This is a genomic window from Musicola keenii (assembly GCF_014855505.1).
In the GTDB taxonomy this organism is placed as follows: Bacteria; Pseudomonadota; Gammaproteobacteria; order Enterobacterales; family Enterobacteriaceae; genus Musicola; species Musicola paradisiaca.
Genome location: NZ_JAAWVW010000002.1, coordinates 38,213 through 58,188 on the forward strand (window position 1 = coordinate 38,213; position 19,976 = coordinate 58,188).

General features: G+C 48.9%; 17 protein-coding genes, 1 pseudogene and 1 other annotated feature. Of the genes and pseudogenes, 5 read left to right on the forward strand and 13 right to left on the reverse strand.

The window, feature by feature from the left end:
• Position 1: 1 nt before the first annotated feature.
• The 10 genes from pheT to ogl all read right to left on the reverse strand — a co-directional run bounded on the left by pheT (position 2) and on the right by ogl (position 9,810).
• Entirely contained in the window at positions 2-2,389 is a 2,388-nt protein-coding gene (gene pheT / locus HEP82_RS02465) for a phenylalanine--tRNA ligase subunit beta (RefSeq protein WP_192456640.1), read from the reverse strand.
• Between the two features lie 14 nt (positions 2,390-2,403).
• Entirely contained in the window at positions 2,404-3,387 is a 984-nt protein-coding gene (gene pheS, locus HEP82_RS02470) for a phenylalanine--tRNA ligase subunit alpha (protein WP_192456641.1), read from the reverse strand.
• A 99-nt stretch (positions 3,388-3,486) separates the two neighbouring features.
• Positions 3,487-3,610, reverse strand: a sequence feature (Phe leader region).
• Positions 3,561-3,605, reverse strand: a complete 45-nt coding sequence (gene pheM / locus HEP82_RS02475) for a pheST operon leader peptide PheM (protein ID WP_106120997.1) — start codon at positions 3,603-3,605, stop codon at positions 3,561-3,563. Its footprint overlaps the feature before it by 45 nt.
• 136 nt (positions 3,611-3,746) lie before the next feature.
• Positions 3,747-4,103 carry a 50S ribosomal protein L20 gene (gene rplT / locus HEP82_RS02480; RefSeq protein WP_015853748.1) on the reverse strand — a complete coding sequence of 119 codons (357 nt, stop codon included), beginning with the start codon at positions 4,101-4,103 and terminating at the stop codon, positions 3,747-3,749.
• 40 nt (positions 4,104-4,143) lie between these two features.
• Positions 4,144-4,341 (reverse strand): 50S ribosomal protein L35, encoded by a 198-nt coding sequence (gene rpmI, locus HEP82_RS02485; protein WP_015853749.1) that lies wholly within the window; start codon positions 4,339-4,341, stop codon positions 4,144-4,146.
• A 93-nt stretch (positions 4,342-4,434) separates the two neighbouring features.
• Entirely contained in the window at positions 4,435-4,977 is a 543-nt protein-coding gene (gene infC / locus HEP82_RS02490; protein WP_192456848.1) for a translation initiation factor IF-3, read from the reverse strand.
• A gap of 3 nt (positions 4,978-4,980) precedes the next feature.
• Positions 4,981-6,909, reverse strand: a complete 1,929-nt coding sequence (gene thrS / locus HEP82_RS02495) for a threonine--tRNA ligase (RefSeq protein WP_192456642.1) — start codon at positions 6,907-6,909, stop codon at positions 4,981-4,983.
• Positions 6,910-7,207: 298 nt separating this feature from the next.
• Entirely contained in the window at positions 7,208-7,459 is a 252-nt protein-coding gene (locus HEP82_RS02500) for a YebO family protein (protein WP_407938271.1), read from the reverse strand.
• A gap of 183 nt (positions 7,460-7,642) precedes the next feature.
• Positions 7,643-8,434 carry a DNA-binding transcriptional regulator KdgR gene (kdgR, locus tag HEP82_RS02505; RefSeq protein ID WP_015853753.1) on the reverse strand — a complete coding sequence of 264 codons (792 nt, stop codon included), beginning with the start codon at positions 8,432-8,434 and terminating at the stop codon, positions 7,643-7,645.
• Positions 8,435-8,643: 209 nt separating this feature from the next.
• Positions 8,644-9,810: an oligogalacturonate lyase gene (ogl, locus tag HEP82_RS02510; RefSeq protein WP_192456644.1), complete on the reverse strand. Its 1,167-nt coding sequence runs from the start codon at positions 9,808-9,810 to the stop codon at positions 8,644-8,646.
• 429 nt (positions 9,811-10,239) lie between these two features.
• Here ogl and HEP82_RS02515 point away from each other — a divergent pair.
• Positions 10,240-11,125, forward strand: a pseudogene (locus HEP82_RS02515) (IS4 family transposase); the annotation flags it as partial.
• 68 nt (positions 11,126-11,193) lie between these two features.
• On the opposite strand, the gene htpX reads toward HEP82_RS02515, so the two are convergent.
• The 3 genes from htpX to icd all read right to left on the reverse strand — a co-directional run bounded on the left by htpX (position 11,194) and on the right by icd (position 16,568).
• On the reverse strand, positions 11,194-12,078 hold the full coding sequence (gene htpX / locus HEP82_RS02520; RefSeq protein WP_192456645.1) for a protease HtpX: 885 nt from the start codon (positions 12,076-12,078) through the stop codon (positions 11,194-11,196).
• Between the two features lie 329 nt (positions 12,079-12,407).
• Positions 12,408-14,564, reverse strand: coding sequence for a putative bifunctional diguanylate cyclase/phosphodiesterase (locus HEP82_RS02525; RefSeq protein WP_192456646.1), 2,157 nt, complete (start codon positions 14,562-14,564; stop codon positions 12,408-12,410).
• A 750-nt stretch (positions 14,565-15,314) separates the two neighbouring features.
• Positions 15,315-16,568, reverse strand: coding sequence for an NADP-dependent isocitrate dehydrogenase (icd, locus tag HEP82_RS02530; protein WP_192456647.1), 1,254 nt, complete (start codon positions 16,566-16,568; stop codon positions 15,315-15,317).
• Between the two features lie 132 nt (positions 16,569-16,700).
• Here icd and rluE point away from each other — a divergent pair, with 132 nt between their 5' ends.
• From rluE to hflD, 4 genes are all read left to right on the forward strand, one after another.
• The gene (rluE, locus tag HEP82_RS02535) at positions 16,701-17,327 is read left to right on the forward strand and encodes a 23S rRNA pseudouridine(2457) synthase RluE (RefSeq protein ID WP_192456648.1); all 627 of its coding nucleotides are present in this window, start codon (positions 16,701-16,703) and stop codon (positions 17,325-17,327) included.
• Positions 17,320-17,772 carry an NUDIX hydrolase gene (locus HEP82_RS02540; protein WP_015853759.1) on the forward strand — a complete coding sequence of 151 codons (453 nt, stop codon included), beginning with the start codon at positions 17,320-17,322 and terminating at the stop codon, positions 17,770-17,772. The genes rluE and HEP82_RS02540 overlap by 8 nt, the downstream gene beginning before the upstream one ends.
• A 122-nt stretch (positions 17,773-17,894) precedes the next feature.
• Positions 17,895-19,007, forward strand: coding sequence for a tRNA 2-thiouridine(34) synthase MnmA (mnmA, locus tag HEP82_RS02545; RefSeq protein ID WP_192456649.1), 1,113 nt, complete (start codon positions 17,895-17,897; stop codon positions 19,005-19,007).
• Between the two features lie 310 nt (positions 19,008-19,317).
• On the forward strand, positions 19,318-19,947 hold the full coding sequence (gene hflD, locus HEP82_RS02550; RefSeq protein WP_192456650.1) for a high frequency lysogenization protein HflD: 630 nt from the start codon (positions 19,318-19,320) through the stop codon (positions 19,945-19,947).
• The last annotated feature ends 29 nt before the right edge of the window (positions 19,948-19,976 follow it).

Here is a 19,976-nt window from a genome sequence, read left to right on the forward strand (position 1 = left end):
TTTAATCCCTCAAGGATGCTTGGAATCGCTGTTTCAGTGCAGCTACGCATTGCGCAACGGTAGCGGCAATTTCCTCTTCTGCCAGTGTTCGAGAGGTATCCTGCAATACCAGACTGATAGCCAGGCTCTTATACCCTTCCGCTACGCCCTTGCCTCGATACACGTCAAACAAGTTTACGCCAACTAACTGATTTGCGCCAACTTTCTTGCACTCAGCCAAAACATCGCCTGCCGGCACGTTTTCAGCCACTACCACAGCGATGTCACGACGGTTTGCAGGGAAACGAGAAACATCAGTTGCTTCCGGCACCGCACGATCGGCAAGCTTATCCCACAGCACTTCGAACACCACAGTACGCCCGTTCAGGTCAAGTTTGCGCTCCAATTCCGGGTGGATAACGCCCAGATAGCCAATACGTTTATCCGCCAGATAGATGCCTGCGCTCTGCCCAGGGTGCAACGCCGGATTAGCATCAGCCCGGAACTCAACATCTGAAAGCTTACCTGTCAACGACAGCACGGCTTCCAAATCACCTTTTAAATCATAGAAGTCAACAGACTGACGTGCCAGATCCCAGTGTTCTTCATACCGTGTACCGGTAATCACACCCGCCAACATCGTATCCTGACGAATACCCAGATCAGCGCTTGCATCAGGAACAAAACGCAATCCACTTTCAAACAGACGCAAGCGGCTTTGCTGACGATTCTGGTTATAAACTACCGCGCCCAACAGACCACTCCATAGCGACAGTCGCATCGCGGACATTTCAACAGAGATAGGGCTTGGCAGAATCAATGCGTCCTGCCCTGGATGGATCAGCGACTGAACTTTCGGATCAACAAAACTGTAAGTAATTGCTTCCTGGAAGCCACGATCCACCAGCATGTTCTTGACGCGCTTGAGCGGCAAATCGGCCTCACGATGTTGCGTCATTTTCAGCGGGGCGTGCGTCGCAATGTTCGGGATATTGTCGTAGCCATAAACGCGCGCGACTTCTTCCACCAGATCTTCTTCAATGTCCATATCGAAACGCCAGCTTGGCGCCACTGCCTGCCATCCTTCAGCGATTTTCGTCACGCTGCAGCCCAGACGAGTCAGAATATCCTGCACTTTCTCATCCGACACCACATGGCCGATCAAACGATCCAGTTTTTCGCGCCGCAGAGTCATCGTAGCGCGCGCAGGCAGTGTGGACTCACAGGTGACATCCATAACCGGCCCGGCCTGTCCGCCGCAAATATCCAGCAGCAAGCAAGTTGCACGCTCAATCGCCTTGTGCTGCAACGCCGGATCAACACCACGTTCATAGCGGTGCGAAGCATCGGTGTGCAGGCCATAACGACGTGCGCGACCGGTAATAGACAGTGGATTAAAATAGGCGCACTCCAGCAACACGTTCTGTGTTGCACCATTCACGCCTGAATGTTCCCCACCGAAGATACCGCCCAACGCCAGTGCTTTTTGATGATCGGCAATCACCAATGTATCTGGTTTCAGAGATACATCATTGCCATCCAGCAAGCGCAGCACTTCGCCTTCCTGAGCCAAGCGGACCACGATACCGCCCTCCAACCGATCAAGGTCGAAAGCATGCATCGGTTGCCCCAGTTCAAGCAGCACATAATTAGTGACATCAACCACCGGGTCGATGGAGCGAATGCCGCAACGACGCAGTTTTTCACGCATCCACAACGGCGTCGTCGCGTTGACGTTGATCCCTTTAACCACACGTCCCAGATAGCGCGGACAAGCCTCCGGCGCGTCAACCTGAATCGGAAAACGATCCTCGATTGTCGGAGCGACAGGGGTAACAACCGGTTCACTTAGCGCTAGCGCATTCAGCACGGCCACATCACGCGCTACGCCGAGGATACCCAGACAGTCGGCACGGTTCGGCGTCACACTGATTTCAATCGTGTTGTCATCCAGTTGCAGATAGTTGCGAATATCAGTACCAATCGGCGCATCCAGCGGCAGCTCAATGATCCCGCTGTGATCTTCGGAAATACCCAGTTCGGAAAAAGAACACAGCATGCCCTCGGAAGGTTCGCCACGGAGCTTGGCAGCCTTGATTTTAAAATCACCAGGCAATACCGCGCCGACCGTGGCCACCGCCACTTTCAACCCCTGCCGGCAGTTGGGAGCACCACACACGATATCCAGCAGGCGCTCTCCACCAACGTTAACTTTGGTGACGCGCAGTTTATCGGCGTTAGGATGCTGCCCACATTCAACGACCTCGCCGACCACCACACCGTGAAAAGCACCGGCCACCGGTTCAACACCATCGACTTCCAGCCCGGCCATTGTGATTTGTTCAGATAAGGCTTCGCTACTGATAGCGGGGTTAACCCATTCCCTTAACCAGAGTTCACTGAATTTCATATTGCTATTCCGCCTTATTTAAACTGTTTGAGGAAGCGTAAATCGTTTTCGAAAAATGCGCGCAGGTCCGTCACGCCGTATCGCAACATCGTTAAACGTTCCATGCCCATACCGAATGCGAACCCGGAATACACTTCAGGATCAATGCCCACATTGCGCAACACATTCGGGTGCACCATACCGCAACCTAATACTTCCAACCATTTACCGTTTTTCCCCATAACATCGACCTCAGCCGACGGCTCGGTAAACGGGAAATAGGATGGGCGGAAACGTACTTGCAAATCTTCCTCAAAGAAATTGCGCAGAAAATCATGCAGCGTTCCCTTTAAGTTGGTAAAGCTGATGTTTTTATCAACAATCAACCCTTCCATCTGATGGAACATCGGCGTATGCGTCTGATCGTAGTCATTTCTATAGACACGGCCCGGCGCAATAATGCGAATCGGCGGCTGCTGCTTTTCCATCGTCCGAATCTGCACGCCGGACGTTTGCGTACGCAAGAGGCGCTTTGCATCAAACCAGAAGGTGTCATGGTCGGCACGAGCAGGGTGATGGCCCGGAATATTCAAGGCATCGAAGTTATGGTAGTCATCTTCAATTTCAGGCCCGGATGCAACCGAGAAACCTAATTCACCAAAGAACGTTTCAATGCGATCGATAGTACGTGTGATCGGGTGTAACCCACCGTTCTCCATGGTCCTTCCCGGCAGCGACACATCAATTGTTTCCGCGGCCAGACGCGCATTCAGCTCCGCACTTTCCAACGCCAGTTTTCTGACGTTCAGCGCTTCCTGTACATCCTGTTTCGCCTGGTTGATCACCGCACCAGCGGCAGGACGCTCTTCGGCAGGCAGTTCGCGCAGTGAGGTCATCTGAAGGGTCAAATGACCTTTTTTGCCCAGAAATTCGACACGCACGTTTTCCAGCGTGGCGACGTCTCCGGCCTGTTCTATGGCTGTTCTGGCTTTGGCAACCAGTTCTGCGAGATGTTGCATTGCATTCCTCTTCTTCTGCCTGTATGGCCAACGATCATGATTGGGAAAATAACGGTTTCAGTACGCCGGAGCCACGTTGTGGAATCCGAGGCTCGTTCCAATAAAAAAGCCTCCATTCAGGAGGCTCAGGCGCTATCTTTCGTTTCTTTTCTTACGCGCAAAGCCCCCGTCGTTCAGGCGCTAAAGTAAAAAAAGAAACGGAAAATAGCAGCGTTCATACTTGCGTTACCTTGTCGTTATCATTCTGGTTGACGATATATCTATTCTACGTTGTCTGAAAGACAAAAATCTGAATCAGAACAATAAATTCAGTCTAGTAAAAACGAAAAGAGGGAGACAAGCCCCCTCTTCCATCTGACTTACGCCAGAGCCAATTTCGCTTTTTCAACCAGAGCGGTGAACGCTACTTTGTCGAATACGGCGATATCAGCCAGAATCTTACGGTCAATTTCAACAGAGGCTTTTTTCAGGCCATTGATGAATTTACTGTAAGACAAGCCGTTTTGACGGGCTGCAGCATTGATACGTGCGATCCACAGCTGACGGAACTGACGCTTACGCTGACGACGGTCACGATAAGCATACTGTCCTGCTTTGATGACAGCCTGGAAGGCAACACGGTAAACGCGCGAACGGGCACCATAGTAACCTTTCGCTTGTTTCAATACTTTCTTGTGACGTGCACGAGCAACCACACCACGTTTTACGCGAGCCATATGCTCTCTCCTAAAATCTTATTCTGAATGAAAAGGTTACTTATGCGTAAGGCAGACATGCTGCAACCAAACCCAGATCTCCTTTGGAAACCATAGCTTTCGGGCGCAGATGACGTTTACGTTTAGTCGCTTTTTTGGTCAGAATATGACGCAGGTTAGCATGCTTACGCTTGAAACCACCGCCGGCGGTTTTTTTAAAGCGTTTAGCGGCGCCACGTACTGTTTTAATCTTCGGCATTATTATTTCCACTTCGCATTGTTAATAAAACGAATCAGATAAGGCGAACAAAAACCGCGCCGAACATGCAGCGCGGTTTGTTACTTGAGAGCCTTACTGTTTCTTCTTCGGTGCCAACACCATAATCATCTGACGGCCTTCAATCTTCGTTGGGAAGGATTCAACAACCGCCAGTTCAATCAGATCGTCACGAACGCGGTTAAGCATTTCGATACCAATCTGTTGGTGCGCCATTTCACGTCCGCGGAAACGGAGCGTGATTTTAGCTTTATCACCGTCTTCCAGAAAGCGAACCAGGTTGCGTAGTTTGACCTGATAGTCGCCATCATCGGTACCAGGCCGGAATTTGATTTCCTTGACCTGAATAACTTTTTGCTTCTTCTTCTGTTCTTTAGTGGCCTTACTCTTCTCATAGAGGAATTTGCCGTAATCCATGATTCGACAAACTGGCGGTTCGGCGTTCGGGCTGATTTCAACTAAATCGACCCCAGCTTCCTCAGCTCTCTCTAACGCTTCATTCAGGCTGACAATACCGATTTGTTCGCCATCAACGCCTGCCAGGCGTACCTCTTGAGCGCGAATCTCTCTGTTGATGCGATTAGGACGCGCCGGTTGAACTCGTTTTCCGCCTTTAATACCTTATTCCTCCAACTGATGAAGACTACGGCTGCGAATCTCTTCCTGCAGCTTATTGATCACTTCACTGACATCGATACTCCCCAAATCCTTGCCCCGGCGGGTACGGACAGCTACTTTACCTGCCTCGACCTCTTTATCACCACAAACAAGCATATAGGGAACACGCCGCAAAGTGTGCTCGCGGATTTTAAAGCCTATCTTCTCATTTCTCAAGTCTGCTTTGACACGAATACCTGCATCCTGCAATTTTCTGGTCAATTCGCTGACATAATTAGACTGACTATCGGTAATATTCATTACCACAACCTGAACGGGAGCCAGCCATGTCGGGAAGAATCCGGCAAACTCCTCAGTCAGAATACCAATAAAGCGCTCCATGGAGCCTAAAATCGCCCGATGGATCATAACCGGAACCTGGCGCTCATTGTTTTCACCGACATAGGATGCATTTAATCGGCCAGGCAATGAGAAATCAAGCTGGACAGTACCACACTGCCAAGCGCGATCCAGGCAGTCATGGAGAGTAAATTCGATTTTAGGGCCGTAAAATGCACCTTCTCCCGGCTGGTATTCAAACGGAATGCCATTCTCCGTCAGAGCCGCCGCCAAATCCTCTTCGGCGCGATCCCACATCTCGTCACTACCAATGCGCTTTTCGGGACGGGTTGACAATTTAACCGCTATTTTCTCAAAACCGAAGGTGCCATACATGTCATACACCATCTTAATGCAACTGTTCACTTCGGTACGAACTTGCTCTTCAGTACAGAAAATATGCGCATCATCCTGAGTAAAACCGCGTACACGCATCAGCCCATGCAGAGAACCAGATGGTTCGTTACGATGGCAACTACCGAATTCCGCCATACGCAAGGGGAGATCACGGTAGGACTTCAAGCCCTGATTGAAAATCTGTACATGACCAGGACAGTTCATTGGTTTAATACAATATTCCCGGTTCTCTGACGAAGTTGTAAACATCGCTTCTTTGTAATTTTCCCAGTGACCGGTTTTTTCCCACAGGACTCGATCCATCATAAATGGACCTTTAACTTCCTGATATTGATATTCTTTCAGCTTCATACGTACGAAAGCTTCAAGCTCACGGAAGATCGTCCAGCCATCGTTATGCCAGAACACCATCCCCGGTGCTTCTTCTTGCATATGATAAAGATCAAGCTGCTTGCCAATTTTACGATGATCGCGCTTGGCCGCTTCTTCCAGACGCTGCAAATATGCGCTCAACTGTTTCTTGTCCGCCCACGCAGTACCGTAAATACGCTGCAGCATTTTGTTATTACTGTCGCCACGCCAGTATGCACCTGAAGTTTTCTGCAGTTTGAAATGATGACAGAAACGCATGTTCGGTACATGCGGACCGCGGCACATATCAATGTATTCTTCGTGATGATAGAGGCCCGGACGATCGTCACGGCTAATATTTTCGTCAAGAATGGCAACTTTGTAAGATTCGCCGCGCGCAGCAAAAGTATCTCGAGCTTCCTGCCAACTTACTTTCTTCTTAATGACGTCGTAGTCTTTTTCAGCCAACTCATGCATCCGCTTTTCAAGCAGATCCAAATCTTCCTGAGTTAAGGGACGGTCTAGGTCAACGTCATAATAAAAACCATTGTCGATAACCGGTCCAATCGCCATCTGAGTTTCCGGCCACAACTGTTTGATGGCATGCCCCAACAGATGCGCACAAGAATGACGGAGAATATCCAGTCCGTCTTCATCTTTGGTAGTGATAATTGACAACTGAGCATCAGTTTCAATCAGATCGCGCGCATCAACCAACTCACCATTGACATTGCCCGCGATACACGCTTTTGCCAAGCCAGGGCCAATATCTGATGCAACATCGAAAGGAGAGACGGCACGCTCGTAATGACGCTGACTACCATCAGGAAGTGTAATAACAGGCATGTTAATTCCCTTATCTGCAGTGGTGATCCACACGAAAGATCACATGCAAAAGATAATTTCTGTTTAGTTTTGCAATTCGAAAAAATATTTAACCCACAATTGTTAAATAATCTTCCGACTATCCGTAGGTTACAGCGCTCCAATCCTGCCAATAACCTGACGGCGTAGAGTAGCACTCTGCGCCACGCCACGCCACCGCTCGGCATCAGAATCTAGACGGATAAAACATGAAGATAGCGCAATATAAAAAACCACGTTGCCTTACTGCGTTTTTTCTGCCGTGGATGAAATGAAACAGTCACCGTTCGGGAATCATACCGCCCAAATAAAGTTCAGCTTCATTTGGAACCGATTGCTGAGGTTCAGCCTCTTCCTTATGTTCCGTTGTAGGTACCAATGATTGTAATAGAACTAGCTGCTGTTTCTGCTGTTCGACGATCTCTTGCAATAACCTGATCTGCTCATTGGCGCGCACGCTGGCACGATTGATAAAAAACCACACGAGAATAACCAGTAATACAACTAAACCGACAAATACAATCTCAAGCATGCTTGAAACCAACCCACTCATGTCTAAAAACCTGCCACTTTACTGACCCAAGCGCTCATTCTACCACTTGCACAATGAAAAATTCGATAACCGCCTTCTTTGATGGGAGCTCTGTCGGCAATAACAGTAAAAAAGCCTGTCATAATGACAGGCTGCTGTAAAGATTCCTACTCGAAGATGAAATCAGAATGGATAGTCGTGGTATCCCATCTGATCAGAGATATTCCGCGCTGCTGTATGCAACATTTCGACATATTCGTGTTTGCTTTCCTCCGAGAAGCGTATCGTTGGAAACGAGATACTTAACCCAGAGATAACGACTCCAAAGCGATCAAATACCGGAACAGCGATACAACGCAGTCCTTCTTCCTGCTCTTCATTGTCTTCGCCATATCCTTGCTCGCGCACCAGATCCAACTGAGACATCAGTTCTTCAGTATTGCTGATAGTCCGAGGCGTACTACGTGTAAACTCAACATTAGACAAAATTCCCCGCACTTCTTCCTGATCGCGCCAAGCCAACAAGACTTTGCCGATAGCGGTACTGTGCAGCGGGTTACGGCGTCCGATTCGTGAATACATACGCAAATTGTACATAGAGTCAATTTTGTGGATATAGACAATGCTGTCCTCATCCAGCGCACCAAGGTGGATTGTTTCACGAGTCAACGCGGATAATTCGCGCATTTGAATATCAGCGCTGCGAATCAGATCCACGTTCTGCAACGCTTTAGCGCCTAGTTCAAACAACTTCAGCGTTAAAGAATACTTTTCTGACTCGCCTTCCTGAGCGACATAACCCAAGGATTTCATCGTCTGCAGGAAACGATAAACGGTACTTTTCGACATCATTACACGCTGAGAGAGCTCGGTAATACCAATTTCCCGCTCTTCCCCCAACGCCTGCAAAATGCCAAAGACCTTCAATACTGACGACACGGAATCGGGCTGTTTATCTAAATCTGCAATAGCCATTTTTGTGGTTACCCTACTCAGTTTTTCTTGTTTTAAAAAAAATAGAACGCTTGTTCTAGTATAAAGGGAACGTGTTGGGGATAGCAATCAAGCATTGCCATAACCCACAATTCTTCACAAACTCTGCGTAGTTATGGCATTACCAGACACGAATATCTAATCCCGGAAAATAACAAACCGCGCTCATCCATGGCGCGGTTTCATAATAATCACTGCCAAACAGATTCCGGTATTTTTGCCAGATACAGCGCTGGTTTTCCATCGACGTCGGACGTAAACAGAATCTGATTATTATCCGGCGTAAACGACGGATGTGGATGTGTTACCTGACGATCCCCCTCCAGAACCTCCCAAGACGTATTGTGCTGTGCGACACGATGCTGACGCCCCGTTTTCATATTGAAAACATAGAGGAAAGGATCATTCTCAATCTTGTAACCACCATCGTCTTTTACGTCAACTGGGGCATTACATCCATCACCCACCATCAAGGAACCATCATGGTTACTCATCAAGTGGGAACATGGCGGCATCTCAGCTACCTGGTGATTCTCCAGAGTGACGGGATTGATGCTGCAAATAAACCGATTGGTTGCACCTTTAAGGTAGGATACGTACACCAACGCAGAACCATCCGGCACCCAGAATTCATGCGTACAGCTTTCACCGGGAGCATGTTCCTTAACTTTGCGCATATTCGATCCATCTTCATTGATAAACCACATACGCGCATCAACCAGATCATGCGGGCCTTCATGGCAAAAAGCGACCGTATTGTCATCGCCCGGACGATAGATCGGATGTCCAAGCCATTGGTTTTCTTGGAGGATGGTTGTAGCCTCGCCAGTTTGAAGGTCGATGCGAATCAGGCGGCAGCATGGATTAGTGAAATAGAACTCCTGGAATTTTTTCCAGTCTGTCAGAGGTTTCCAATCTTCTTTCTTAATCTCAATCCCGACCATCTTGGTGCAGTCGGAATTCGCGACCCAGGTACCGTAACCCACCCATTCATCCGGCACTTGATAAATAGTTTTCTCTTCCAGAGTTTCCAAATCAACGCGCATCAGATTGCGGACATTCTTAACGTAATAAAGCGCATCATCTTTCGGGGACAGAAAACCCCCAAAGGTATTATCGCCTTTTCCTTCAGTAAGCTGCGTAGCCTGCTGTGTTTTCAGATCAAGCAGGTAGTAATTCCACGGGCCATCAAACGCTCCGCCAAACAGCAACTTGCTGCCGTCACTGGTAAAACATTTCTGATAGAAATAATTACGGTGACAAATGACATCGGGTGGAGTGAGACGAACTACCTCCGTACCGGTCGCAGAATCCTGGTAAGTATGAAATGTAAAAGAAAGCTTTTTACCTTTAGCCATCCGTAAATCCTTAGTGCTTATCGTGAAAATTCAGACGCCACTGCCTTCATCATTTTGACAGACAATTAAACGCCTTATCTTGTCAACATTGTAGAAACAATGTTTCATTTTTCTGTGATCTCGATTTTATTTTATGAAACATCATCCCATTTTTCACTAACTGTTTTGACTGAAGCTATAACACTCGAATGACTGATACCACATGCCCTGCATATATCGCGCAAGTATCCCACGTACTATGCCGCTACTGGCTGTCTGACATAGAAGATGTATTCAATATCCATTCCGAATACGCTGGATGGAAAAAAGCCTGCTATTACGCACAATGCTGATCAGTTAAGGCTCCATTGACCGCTCCTTCTGTTGTAGGACAATCAGGAACCATTCATTGGTTCCTGATCTTTTTATGTCTATTGCAAACAACTTGAGCGATGCGATTTCGCCCCAGGTAACACCTCAACCGACCGGCAGCCTCCCTACTCAATGCTGCGGTTGGTCACGCTCATGAATGTTCACTCCCATGTGATTGCCAATGCGGCGATCAGCCCGTACCGCAAAGAGGAGACTCCCCTGGCCAGCACGTTCATACAATCATTGCCGGACAATTCAGTGATCTTGTTGGATAAGGAGTTCTTCAGTGCCGAGTTGTTGCTGCATATTCAGACCGAAGCCACTAACCGCCACAGGTTCATCCCGGAACGTAAGAGGCTGGTGTATACGGAGCTTGAGCGCTATGGCGACGGCGACTGTCTTTTGCAAATGAAGGTCTCGCCTCAGGCTCGCAAGAAAAAACCAACGCAGCCAACGCACTGGCAAGTTAGCGCAGTGACCTACGAGGTGGCTGGCAAGGAGAAAAAGGTATTTACTTCTCTCCCCGTGGCGCGATTCAGCTCAGGTGGCAACCCTATACCATGAACGCTGGGAAATCGAGCGGGGATACAAGGAATATCAAAGCTCGATGCAGCACAATGCCATCACGCTGAGGAACAAGAAGGTGGACTTGGTGTATCAGGAGCTATGGGAGTTGCTGCCTGGATACAATTTGGTCAGGCGGGAGACGTGTCAGGCTGCCATCGTCCATCAAAGAACACCCAATGAGGTGAGCGTCAAGTTTGCCTGTCAGTTCATAGCAAACCAGATAGCGGTGATGGCGGGCACGTTATCGCCAGCGCATACGCCACGGAGATTGGCGGAGTTGCCAGGCTGCACAGGCATCATGTTCATAGAAAAACGCCCCAGGCCATCGAGACCCAGGGCGGTGAAGATATCAAAAACCCGCTTTCCGGTAGACCGTAATGTGACTCCGCTTAAGTGATCAGCAATGCGGCAATGCGGCAATGCGGCAATGCGGCAATGCGGGATTTTAGAGATATTCGGTTGCTATTACTTCAGGTATTCGCCATTTCGTAATGCTTCAATTCGTTTATCCAACGGAGGATGTGTCATAAACAATTCGCTGAAAGACCTAGATTTACCATTAATACAAAATGCCATCATCGAGCTGGCTTCCTGAGGCTCATAACTCACTTTCAAACGCTGCAGCGCGGCGATCATTTTTTCACGCCCCACCAACTTTGCAGAACCTGCGTCAGCATGGAATTCACGATAACGGGAGAACCACATAGTGATAATGCTGGCCAAAATTCCAAATACCAGATCCAGAACGGTGGCGACCGCAAAGTATACCAATGGATTTCCAGCGCTATCGCTTTCTTCATTATCTCGATTCCCAGCAACAAATGTCGAAACAATCTGGGCAATCACTCGTGAAATGAAGAATACAAAGGTATTCACGACCCCTTGAACAAGCGTCATGGTAACCATATCACCATTGGCCACATGGCTAATCTCATGTGCAATAACGGCCTCTGCCTCATCTCGGGTCATGTTTTGCAACAACCCGGTACTCACTGCGACCAGAGAAGCATCCCTACGAGCACCCGTGGCAAACGCATTAATATCGGGAGCATGATAGATAGCAACCTGCGGCATGGCGATGCCGACCTGCTGAGACTGGCGGCTAATCGTGTCCAGCAACCAACGTTCCGTCTCATTACGTGGTTGTTCAATCACGTCTCCGCCGACAGACCGCAATGCCATCCATTTCGACATCAGTAGAGAAATCACTGAACCACTAAAACCCACGATTCCAGACAGGATAACCAATCCCCATAAGCTGTTGGATTTTATGCCCGTAAGGCTGAGCACAATACCGAAAACAACCATGACAGCCAGGTTGGTGAGCAGGAAAAGCGCGATACGCATCATATAAATCTGATTTCCTCTATTTAGCGAAAGCAACAATGGTTTGTTTGCAAAAACATCGTATGGGTTAAGCACCGATTTTCAAGCATTGATAACCTTTTTGTTACCGGATAAACATAACTTTACATTTTAACTACCAATGATACACATATGGCATTTAGTAAAGAAATATCATCCATGCCAGAAACACAGAACTCGATGGCCATTTTCAGTAAAAGCGGCTTGAAATTGCATTCCAATACGGTGCAAAGATTAGAGGAAAATAAAGATCATCAATCGATAATGCGGACTGCTATTGACATACCATCAATCCCAGATATTTCACTCTCACACTACCCCCCCAGCTCGAGTAACTTTTCAAACTCAGTAGAGGGCATCGGGCGGCCAAAAAGATAACCTTGAGCCTGTTCACACCCTTTATTGCGCAAGCGTTCACATTGATCTTCGGTCTCCACCCCTTCAGCGATAACATCCAGACCAAAGCTCTTACCCAGATACAAAATGGCCCTGACAATAGCTGCATCCGGTGCTGAGTCACACATTGTTCTGACAAATGTCTGATCAATTTTAAGCCGGGTTACCGGATAATTTTTCAACATGCTTAACGAAGCATACCCCGTACCATAATCGTCAAATGCAATGCCAACACCAAGGTTACGTAATTCATTTAACGGCTTCAGCATATTTTCGTCATAGCGCAGAATAATATTTTCCGTAATCTCCAGTTCGAGTGAACTTGGCTTCAGCCCTGATTTCGCCAACACTGATTGAATTTTCTGCGCCAACATGCCGGAACGGAATTGCGCGGCAAACAGGTTGATACTGATCCGGAAATTTTCAGCCCCACCTTTGTACCATTCCGCCGCCTGTTGACAAGCCGTCTCAACAACCCAGTCCCCAATGCGCTCGGCCCAAGGCCCCCGCTCCAAAGCGGAAAGAAACACGGCCGGCGTCAGTAATCCCTTGTAGGGGTGCCGCCAACGTAGCAAAGCTTCCGCACCAACAACCTTATTGCTGATCAGACTGACTTGCGGCTGATAAAAAACTTCGAACTCTTTCTGCTCATAGGCCCTGATAAATTCAAGCTGAAATGCATGCCGTGCTTGGAAAACCTCCCGCAATTCACGGGTAAAAAAGCGATAACAGTTGCGACCGTCGGATTGGGCTTTGTAAAGAGCCAGATCCGCGCTAGTTAGCAAATCTTGCGAAGTCATTCCATGAGAAGGTGAAATGACAATACCAATACTGGCGCTGATATTGATTTGTTGATTATCAATTTGTACCACCTGAGAAATATCATGAATGATTCTCTCGGCTAAGTCCGCCACCAGCGCTTCCGTATTCAAACCAGGCAACAGCATGGCGAACTCATCGCCCCCCATCCGGGCGACCAGATCCTCGGGCCGGGCATTCGCCTGCAAACGTTTGGCTACGCTGGTAAGAATCTCATCACCACTCGAATGACCGAGGCTATCGTTGATATCTTTGAATCCATCCAGATCGATGATCAGTACCGCTACCGCCAGTGCACTCTTCAAAACGTGATCCAGAGTCGAAGCCAGTAGGGTTCTGTTTGCCAACCCGGTCAAAGGATCACGATGCGCTTGCAAAAACAGCCGCTCTTCATAACGTTTTCGATCCGTCACATCACGCAGAATCGCCCCATACCGGGTTTGGTTGTCGCTTTGCCACATGGACACCGATAGTTCAACCGGCACCAATGTGCCGCTTAACGTCCGGGCTTCAAGCTCCATCGCACTTTTTCTGAACAACGAAACTTTGTCCGTCGCCAAATGATGCAGTTGAACTACAAACATATCGGGAATAATAGTGCTGATATGCTCACCGATAATTTGCTCACCGGTATATTCCAGGCATTTTTCCGCGGCCTGATTCCAATAGGTAATGATGCCCTTATCATTTACGCACAATACGGAATCAGGAGAGGATTCTGAAACGGACTCAAAGCACGCCTGGCTGGATTTCCGAGCCAAATCCAAACGACGCATTTCCAAACGATCCATAACCAACGTGGCAAGATCTTGCAGGTTGTGTGCATCACGCGCACTCAGGGATGCTCGCGGTTTGTTGTCAATAATACTGAGTGCGCCGATCGGATATCCGCTTGCTGTACGTAACGGAATTCCGGCGTAAAAGCGAATATGCGGATCGCCGACGACCATTGGGTTATTCTTGAAACGAGGATCTTTGCGGGCATCAGGAACAACCAACATACGTTTTCGAAGAATCGCATACGTACAAAAAGAAGCTTCCCGTGTAGCTTCATGCGTGGATATGCCAACACTTGCGGCAAACAGTAAACGTTCTTCTTCCAGCAGAGAAATCTGCACGATTGGGACGTTGAACACATTCGCCGCCAGACGAACCAGATTATCGAAATCCGGATCAGACAACGGTTCATTGACGCCATACTCACTCAATGCCGTAAGCCTGTTTTTTTCGTCATTATTGGTTGGGGCTCGACTCATGGGGGTTCCCCTCACATTATCCATTGTTTTTTTTCGTCAAAAACTCGTAGCCTATCGCAGTACCGGTGTTTGCGTAACTTTATTACGTAAAAATCATTGTTAGTGAATAAATTCACCGAACTCACCCAAAGAAATTAAAAATGCTCGCTGGCTACTATCCTTCGTCGCATTCTGCCCCTGTAAACGGGATCACATCTATTATGCAAATTATCAGGCCGCATTTTACAGAATAGCAAAATGCCGACGATGAGGAAGACCTTAGGTCAATATTTTCTGAGGTTACAATGCCTTCCGATATCAAGGACGTAGTCAAAAGTCGTTAATTATCTTAATAGATCGCTATTTTCAATCATCCGCCATCGAGTTGATAACCCATTACTATAAATTCATGCTCTCACCGGTTAACGACGACTTGTTATCACATTGACTTCATTTCCCCATCTGATTGCAATACAGACATTCTTTCCCTCAGATATCCGAACGACTGAACAAAAAGTACCAATCAAATGATAAGTGTTTATATGAATTGCCAGATCTCGCTGTTTTTTCATGCAAAAAAAATTCGCATAACCACAAAAAGACAATTTTAGCCGGTGGAAAGAAAAATATGGCTAGAAGCAGCGAAACTGACGGTTTAAGACTAGGTGGGGAGTGGTGAATTAAGAAGGTAACGCACACGCACTAAAAAAGAAAAACAGCGCCGCGGATGGTTACACCATTCGGCGTAACACAAAGCGCGACGCTCATTACTTACATATTGTCGATGATGTCTTGCGCAAACTCGCTGCATTTACGCAGTTTAGCACCGTCCATCAAACGTTCGAAATCGTAGGTCACAGTCTTGTTCTTGATAGCGCCTTCCATACCTTTGACGATCAAATCTGCGGCTTCATACCAACGCAAATGGCGCAGCATCATTTCGGCTGAAAGAATGACAGAACCGGGGTTAACCTTGTCCTGGCCTGCATATTTCGGCGCAGTACCATGAGTCGCTTCAAACAGTGCGCACTCGTCGCCGATATTCGCTCCAGGCGCGATACCGATACCACCTACCTGGGCGGCCAGTGCATCAGAGATATAGTCACCATTGAGATTCATACAAGCGATAACATCGTATTCAGCAGGACGCAGCAGGATCTGTTGCAGGAAAGCATCCGCGATTACATCCTTGACGACAATTTCTTTGCCGCTGTTCGGATTCTTGATGCTGACCCACGGCCCACCATCAATCAGCTCGCCGCCAAACTCTTCACGGGCCAACTGATATCCCCAATCTTTAAAGGCGCCTTCCGTAAACTTCATGATATTGCCTTTATGCACTAGCGTGAGCGAATCACGATCATTAGCAATGGCATATTCGATTGCTGCACGTACCAGGCGTTTGGTTCCTTCTTCTGAACAAGGTTTCACACCAATACCACACTGCTGCGGGAAGCGAATTTTCTTCACGCCCATTTCATCCTGCAGAAACTTAATTACCTTGTCTGCTTCCGCTGAACCGGCTTTCCATTCAATGCCGGCATAAATGTCTTCTGCGTTCTCACGGAAGATGACCATATCGGTCAACTCAGGTTGTTTCACCGGGCTGGGTGTACCTTCATAATAACGAACCGGACGCAGACAAACATACAGATCCAACTGCTGACGCAACGCCACGTTCAGCGAACGGATACCGCCCCCTACCGGGGTCGTCAACGGCCCTTTAATCGCAACACGATAGTCGCGGATGAAATCCAGTGTTTCATCCGGCAGCCATACGTCTTTACCGTAAATCTGAGTCGATTTCTCACCCGTGTAGATTTCCATCCAGGAAATCGCGCGCTGGCCCTGATAGGCTTTTTTCACTGCAGCATCAACGACTTTAATCATGGCTGGAGTGACGTCAATGCCGATACCATCACCTTCAATAAAGGGAATAATCGGATTATCAGGAACAATCAGTTTGCCCTGAGCGTCAACTGTAATTTTTTGCCCTTCTGTCGGTACAACTACTTTGCTTTCCATTTACCTCTCCTTCGAGCGCCATTTTGTTAATGACTTGTAAGATGGGTGTCAATTTTACTTGAATATTCAGCCCGCGCCAATCACAAACCGTTTTCGAGTATAATGGTTTTGTCACCTACGGCCAGTATTAAGATGAATAAATTCTCTGTTAAAAATCACAAACTTAACCGTTTCAGTTCACGCTCGCGCATAAAATCCATACCGATCGGACAAGCGCGACGTATCGTGCTGTTTAATAAACCATTTGATGTGCTTTCCCAATTTACTGATGAATCAGGAAGAGAAACGCTGAAAAACTACATACCGTTCGGCGACATCTATTCCGCCGGTCGACTCGATCGCGATAGCGAAGGGTTAATGTTGTTGACGAACGACGGCAAATTGCAGGCCCGGCTTACCCAACCCGGTAAAAAAACGCCCAAAATCTATTATGCCCAGGTAGAGGGCATACCCGACGAAGCCGCATTGCAAGCATTTCGCACCGGACTGCAACTGAACGACGGTCTGACCCAACCGGCGGGCGCGGAGCGTGTGGATGAACCGCTGTGGTTATGGCCTCGAAATCCGCCGATCCGGGAACGCAAGCAAATCCCGACCAGCTGGTTAAAAATCACGCTTTATGAAGGCCGTAACCGGCAAGTCCGCAGAATGACAGCCCACATCGGTTTCCCAACGCTACGCCTGATTCGCTACAGTATGGACAACCACACATTGGATGGATTACAACCCGGGGAATGGAAGGAGATCGCTCATGTTTAAACCCCATGTAACCGTCGCCTGCGTCGTACAGGCTGAGGGGTATTTTCTCGTTGTCGAAGAAGAAATAAATCACAAGATGCTGTGGAACCAACCGGCCGGGCACCTAGAGGCTGACGAAACATTGTTGCAGGCGGCCAGCCGCGAATTGCTCGAAGAAACCGGTATTCACGCCCAACCGCAGAGTTTGCTGCAAGTTCACCAATGGATCGCACCAGACGGTACCCCCTTTCTGCGTTTCAGCTTCGCGATTGATTTGCCTGAGCGTCAGCCGACGGCGCCACGTGACAGCGATATTTCCTGTTGTCACTGGCTGAAGCCGGAAGAGATTTTGAACGCAGCCTGCCTGCGCTCACCGTTGGTTGCCGAGAGTCTGCGCTGCTACCAGCGTGGGCAACGCTACCCGCTCAGCCTGTTTGAGGCTTTTAACTGGCCCTATTCTCTCTAGCCTTACCCACCATGCCCGAAGGGATTCGGGTTGCGATCGTGCGAGGCCAGGCTGATTGTGATACCTTATAACGCCTGTTTTTCGCCTAAGGGCTTCCATGTATTCCGTTCGCGAGATTTTCCATGTCAGATAACAGCCAGAAAAAAGTCATTGTCGGCATGTCCGGCGGCGTTGATTCATCCGTTTCCGCCTACCTGTTGCAACAGCAAGGGTATCAGGTGGAAGGCCTGTTCATGAAAAACTGGGAAGAGGATGACGATACGGAATACTGTTCCGCTGCGGCCGATTTGGCCGATGCGCAAGCAGTCTGCGACAAACTAGGCATCGAACTGCACACCGTGAATTTCGCCGCCGAATACTGGGATAATGTCTTTGAGCATTTCCTTGCTGAATACCGTGCCGGACGAACTCCAAACCCGGACATCCTGTGCAACAAGGAAATCAAATTCAAAGCCTTTCTGGAGTTCGCCGCTGAGGATCTCGGCGCAGACTATATCGCCACCGGGCACTACGTGCGCCGGCAGGACATCGCCGGTAAAAGCCGCTTGCTACGCGGGTTGGACAATAACAAAGATCAAAGTTACTTCCTGTATACGCTGAGTCACGAGCAGGTGGCGCAAAGCCTGTTTCCGGTCGGCGAACTTGAAAAACCGCAAGTCAGGCGGATCGCGGAAGCGCTGGATTTGGCCACCGCTAAAAAGAAAGACTCCACCGGCATCTGCTTTATCGGCGAGCGCAAATTCCGTGACTTTCTGGCCCGCTATCTGCCAGCACAACCGGGCGCCATTATTTCTGTCGACGACGGCAAAACAATGGGCGAACACCAAGGGCTGATGTACCACACTTTGGGGCAGCGCAAAGGGTTAGGCATTGGCGGCGTCCGAGACGGCGGCGACGATCCTTGGTACGTAGTCGATAAAGATGTCGCCAATAACATATTGTATGTCGCCCAGGGGCACGAACATCCGCGTCTGATGTCGCAAGGTCTGATCGCCCAGCAGTTGCACTGGGTCGATCGCGAGCCATTGAGTCAACCGCAAACCTGCACGGTGAAAACCCGTTACCGGCAGGCGGATATCCCTTGTACCTTGACGCCGCTGGGCGAAGACCGGGTGGAAGTGCATTTCGAGTCCCCCGTCGCGGCGGTAACGCCGGGGCAATCCGCTGTGTTTTATCAGGGCGAAGTGTGTCTCGGCGGCGGCATCATTGAAGAGCGCTTTGGGCTGACCGCATAAAAAGAACACATTTTTTCAGGGGCGCTTACAGGCGCCCTGATGCTATTTCGTCGCAGGGTACCCCGTCGTTTTTTCTGATTTTTCGCTAAACTGAAAGCATTTATATCAGACGACTCGACGACAGACTGATGGCATCGACCGGCATGCTTCATGCTGGGTTCATTGCCCTTTTTATGGCATGATTCTGCACGCATGAGAAAGCCGGGTAACGTCTACCCGGCTTTGATTTTTCTCTGCGTCCATGGTGCTGATCGCGAGGGCTTAAACAGGCCATTCCACAGCCATTTGGATGACGATAACAGGAGTAATTGTGGCTAAGAATTATTATGACATCACGCTGGCGCTGGCGGGCATCTGCCAATCAGCCCGGCTGGTACAGCAGTTGGCGCACCAGGGAACCTGCGACACCGACGCATTCAGAACGTCGCTGAGTAGCATCCTGATCGTCAACCCCGCCACGACTCTCGACGTTTTCGGCAATACGGAAAAATACCTTCGCGCCGGGCTGGAGACACTGTTGGGCATATTAAGCAGTGCACATGAAAATCTGGGTGCCGAATTATCGCGTTATACCTTCAGTCTGATGACGCTGGAGCGGCGGCTGAACAAAAATACCGACGCGATGAACGAGTTGGGCAACCGTATCAGCCAGTTGGATCGACAACTGGATCATTACGAGCTGCTGTCGGATGCATTCATCAACGTGCTGGCTGGGGTCTATGTGGATGTCATCAGTAAACTGGGCCCCCGAATTCAGGTCACTGGCGCGCAGGAAGTGCTGAAAAATTCACAGACGCAAGCCCGGGTCAGAGCGGCGCTACTGGCAGGTATCCGCGCTGCCGTACTGTGGCAGCAAATCGGCGGCGGCCGTCTGCAACTGATGTTTTCCCGAACCCGGCTGATCAAACAGGCACAGGACATTCTGTCTCGCTGCCATTAACAACTACCGTCAGACTCAGGCGCCGCGCG